The sequence below is a fragment of the uncultured Abyssibacter sp. genome, assembly GCF_964000955.1.
Lineage (GTDB): Bacteria > Pseudomonadota > Gammaproteobacteria > Nevskiales > OUC007 > Abyssibacter.
In genome coordinates this window covers 1-3,803 of sequence record NZ_CAXFCL010000092.1, presented here as the reverse complement: position 1 = coordinate 3,803, position 3,803 = coordinate 1, and the positions used below count along the sequence as shown (strand labels likewise).

Below are 3,803 nucleotides of genomic sequence, written 5' to 3'. Positions count from 1 at the left end.
GGCGAGTACCGCACTTGCTGTCTTCCCATCGCTCCATCCTCTCAAGCTTTGGAGCCTCCGAGAAACCCGGGGCGGTTCAGGCCTTGACGATCAACCTTGTTTCGGCACAACCACCGTCTTTCGCTTCAACCATACACATTCTCGATTGCTGCCGGTTATCCACCCGAACATCGGATGCCACTTACCGGCGCTGCGGTAGTCTCAACTGATGAACGGCGCAAGCACGCGCTTGCGTGATCAGGCAGCAAGACGCTGCATGGGTTTGTCGACAAAGGAAGGTAACGACATGGGATTCGGTGGAATTTTTGGTTTGCTGGTACTGATCGCGGATATCTTCGCGATCATCAAGGTGGTGCAGTCCGGCGCGGAGGATTTGCACAAGGTGCTGTGGGTGGTGCTGATCATCCTGCTTCCGGTGATCGGTCTGATCATCTGGTTTCTCGCCGGGCCGGGGGACAAGAAGCTCAGGATTTAGCGAGACCGAACTGTCGTGTAGTTGACAGATTTCGGGTTGGCGCGGGCTCTACGCTCGGGGTTTGGTTCATCACCCGGACAACGCCATGCGCAATCGTGAGCAGTGGATGAGGGAATACCTCGTCAGCCACCGCCATCCCGTCAATTCGCTGATTCATTTGATCTGCGTGCCGCCGATCGTGTTTTCCACCATCGCGCTGGCGTGGCTGGTGCAGCAGGGCCGGAAATGACCGATCTGACGGGGAAGGTTGTCTGGATCACCGGGGCGTCGGGCGGGATCGGCGAAGGGCTGGCGCTGCGGGCCGCCGAGCGCGGCGCGAAGCTGGTGCTGACGGCGCGGCGCGAGACGGAGTTGATGCGCGTGCGCAACATCTGCCCGCGGCCGGAGGATGTCGCGGTGCTGCCCTGCGATCTGGCGCAGCTCGATGATGTGGATGCGCTTCGCGAGCGGGCGGAGAGCTTCTTCGGCCCGATCGATGTGCTGGCGAACAACGCCGGGTTGTCGCAGCGCACGCTGACGATGGATACGTCGATGGACATCTGCCGCCGCATCATGGAGGTGGATTTTTTCGCGCCGGTGGCGCTGAGCCGCGCGGTGCTGCCCGGCATGCTGGAGCGCGGGCAGGGGCATATCGTCGTGGTCAGCAGCGTGTTCGGGCACATCGCCATGGCGCGCCGCTCGGCCTACGCCGCGGCCAAGCATGCACTGCACGGCTATTTCGATTGCGCGCGCGTGGAACTGGGGGACAAGGGCATCCGCTTCACCACGGTCTGCCCCGGATTTGTCAGCACGCAGGTGTCGGTCAACGCGCTGACCGCCAGCGGCCAGCCGTTCGGGGATGTGGATTCGGAGATCGCCGGGGGCATGCCGCCCGCCGTCTGCGCCGAACGGATCTGGCGGGCGGTGGAACGCAACCGGCCGGAAGCGATCATCGCCGGCAAGGAGGCGTTCGCCGTCTACTTCAAGCGCTTTCTGCCGCTGACCGCCTACACGGCCTTCGCCCGCCGCCTCAAGGTGCACTGAGGCGGCGGACGCGGCCGTCGGCGGGTTCAGTCCGCCGTGTCTTCCGTCTCCGACTCGGCGGTCTCGTCCTTGGCCGCCGGGTCGTATTGCCTGAACCAGCCCATGATGTTGTCGGTCTTGGCGATCAGGCGGCTGGGCCGGCTGGCGATGTGGTGGGACGAGCCGGGAATGCGGATCAGCGCGGTGTCGATCTTGCGCAGCTTGAGCGCGGTGTAGAACTGCTCGGCCTCCCAGGTCGGGGTGCGCCAGTCCTGTTCGCCGACCATGACCAGGGTCGGGGTTTCGACGTGGCCGACCAGGCTGATCGGCGAGCGCTCGAAGTAGGCCTGCGGGTTGTCCCAGGGGTCTTCGCGAATCCAGTGACGGCGGACATAGGCCGCGATGTCGCCGGTTAGCGCCTCGGTGAACCAGTTGATCACCGGCTTGACCGTGGCGGCGGCGACGAAGCGGTTGGTCTTGCCGACGATCCAGGCCGTGAGCACGCCGCCGCCGGAGCCGCCGGTGACGAACAGGCGCTCCGGGTCGGCGTAATCGCGCTCGATCATCGCGTCGACCACGGCCATCAGGTCGTCGTAGTCATTGCCCGGGTAGGCGAGATCGATGAGCTGGGCGAATTCCTCGCCGTAGCCGGTGGAACCGCGCGGGTTGGACCAGACGGTGACGTAGCCATCGGCCGCGTAGCGCTGGATTTCCGCCGCGAAGAACGGGCCGTACATGGTGTGCGGGCCGCCGTGGATTTCCAGCAGCAGCGGGAAGCTGCCATCCGCCTTGAAGTCTGGCGGCAGGGCGACCCAGGCTTCGATCTCGCGGCCGTCGTGGCCGGACTTGACGGTGAATTCCTCGATGCGGGCGAGATCGAGATACGGCAGCACGTCGTCATTGAGCGCGGTGAGCACGCGGTTCTTCACCCGGCGCCCGGCCACGGCGATTTCGGCGGGGCGGTCGGTGGAGCCGGCGGTGTAGGCGATGACGGGGCGGCCTTCGGTGGAGACCGAGAAATCCGCCGAGGCGTAGGGCCGGCCGATTGAGGTGCCGCCCAGCCCGGAAACGGCGATGGCGTGGTCGCCATCGGTGTCGATCTCGAACAGATCGATCTGGCCGGCGTTCTCGATCTCCACGTACAGGCTGCGCCCGTTGGGTGCCCAGGCGAGTTTGCCCATGGAGCGGTCCAGGTCGGCCGCGAGTTCGCGCACGTTGCCGCCGTCGGCATCCATCAGATACAGGTTGTCCTGCTCGTAGGAGAGCACGTGATCATCGAAGCCGAGGAAGGCGATGGTCTTGCCGTTCGGCGAGACGACGGGGCTGTAATCGGGGCCGTCGCGGTCGGTCAGCGCGTGGATGGACTTGTCCTTCAGCTCCACCGCGTAGATCTCGCTCTCGATGGGGTCGAGATCGCGATCCTCGGCCAGATTGCCGCTGACGAGCACCGTGTCGTTGTCCAGCCAGGCCGGCTGGCCGAGGTCGGCCTCGCCGAAGGTGAGCTGGCGCGGCGAGCCGCCATCGGCCGACAGCACGAAGAGTTGATCCGTGCCTTTCTTCAGATAGCCCTGGCCGTCGAAGCGGATGGTCAGATCGTCGAACACGCGGACGGGATCATTCCACTTGGCGCCTTCCGGCGCGCTCGGCGGCTTGGCGAAGCTGGGCGTCTCGCCGGGCACGAACATGGTGAACGCGATCTGGCGGCCGTCGGGCGACCACACGGCGCCAGCCGCGCCTTCCTCGAGCTGCGCCAGCGAAAAGCTCTTGCCGGTGTCGAGGTACAGCAGCCGCAGTTCCGGCTTGCCTTTCGCCGACGTGGAATAGAGCAGCCGGGTTCCGTCCGGCGACCACACCGGGCCACCCGCCGAGGCGCCGCCGGTGACCAGCGGGCGCTGTTCGCCGGAGTCCACGTCGATGATCCACAGATCGCCGCGATTCTGGTCACTGCGGCGGTCCATGGAATGCCGGACATAGACGATCGATTCACCGTCCGGCGACACGCGCGGCGTGCCGGCATATTCCAGATCGAAGACGCGTTCTGCGGTAAAGCGGTTGGATTCGGGTTCCGGTGCGTCCTGCGCCTGCGCCGGCAGAATGCCAGCGAGCAGGCAGGCTGCGGAGGCTGCGAGTCGGTTCAACGTGGTTCCCCTGAGCATATTCAATGCCCGCACGATACCGCGTTCGCCGTGCGGGGGGGGGTTAGGCGTTGCGCTTGCGGTGCCAGGGGATGAGCGCGGCGCTGAGCAGCAGCATCAGGGCGCCGTAGAGCAGGATGGCGAACAGGGTGTTGTCGCCCACCGGGTCGCTGGTGCCGACCACGGCGGGG

4 protein-coding genes are annotated in these 3,803 nt (G+C 65.8%); 3 read left to right on the top strand and 1 reads right to left on the bottom strand.

Going from position 1 to position 3,803, the window contains the following annotated elements:
• Nucleotides 1-286 precede the first annotated feature (286 nt).
• The 3 genes from ABNS06_RS04285 to ABNS06_RS04275 all read left to right on the top strand — a co-directional run bounded on the left by ABNS06_RS04285 (nt 287) and on the right by ABNS06_RS04275 (nt 1,498).
• The gene (locus tag ABNS06_RS04285) at nt 287-475 is read left to right on the top strand and encodes a PLD nuclease N-terminal domain-containing protein (protein WP_348672779.1); all 189 of its coding nucleotides are present in this window, start codon (nt 287-289) and stop codon (nt 473-475) included.
• A gap of 85 nt (nt 476-560) precedes the next feature.
• On the top strand, nt 561-704 hold the full coding sequence (locus ABNS06_RS04280) for an Mpo1-like protein (RefSeq protein WP_348672778.1): 144 nt from the start codon (nt 561-563) through the stop codon (nt 702-704).
• Nucleotides 701-1,498, top strand: coding sequence for an SDR family oxidoreductase (locus ABNS06_RS04275; RefSeq protein ID WP_348672777.1), 798 nt, complete (start codon nt 701-703; stop codon nt 1,496-1,498). Before ABNS06_RS04280 ends, ABNS06_RS04275 begins: the two co-directional genes overlap by 4 nt.
• A 26-nt stretch (nt 1,499-1,524) precedes the next feature.
• Here the strand turns inward: ABNS06_RS04275 and ABNS06_RS04270 are convergent, their stop codons facing one another.
• Nucleotides 1,525-3,615, bottom strand: coding sequence for a S9 family peptidase (locus ABNS06_RS04270; RefSeq protein WP_348672776.1), 2,091 nt, complete (start codon nt 3,613-3,615; stop codon nt 1,525-1,527).
• Between the last annotated feature and the right edge of the window lie 188 nt (nt 3,616-3,803).